The sequence below is a fragment of the Flavobacterium sp. 22659 genome, from assembly GCF_052044235.1.
Lineage (GTDB): Bacteria > Bacteroidota > Bacteroidia > Flavobacteriales > Flavobacteriaceae > Flavobacterium > Flavobacterium johnsoniae.
This window is the reverse complement of the sequence record NZ_JBQEMU010000056.1, coordinates 1-330: the sequence shown is the minus strand read 5'-3', so window position 1 is coordinate 330 and position 330 is coordinate 1. Positions and strand designations below refer to the sequence as shown.

1 pseudogene is annotated in these 330 nt (G+C 29.4%); it reads left to right on the top strand.

Annotation, left to right across the window (positions count from 1 at the left end):
* Positions 1-278, top strand: a pseudogene (locus ACTJIW_RS24210) (transcriptional regulator); the annotation flags it as partial.
* Positions 279-330 lie beyond the last annotated feature (52 nt).

The following is a 330-nucleotide window of genomic DNA, read 5'->3' as shown; positions in this document are numbered from 1 at the left end:
AAACTGTTGATTTTGATAAACTGGTGCAAATTGCAAAAGCACTTGGTGTAACAGTTGAAGCTATTGAAAATTTTACAGAAGAATCTGTTTTCAATTTCTTTAATAACTTTTATGATAATAGTTCAAGTAATGGTCAAGCTGCATCTGGACCTATTTTTACTTTTAATCCTTTGGATAAAATGGTTGAACTTTACGAACGTTTAGTTTTGGCTGAAAAAGAATTAGTTCAGGCTGAAAAAGAAAAAGTAGAGTATTTAGAAAAATTATTGAAAAAGTAAAAATTCCGTCTTAATATCTTTGAACTATGAGCACATTGAACAGACCCAGAAA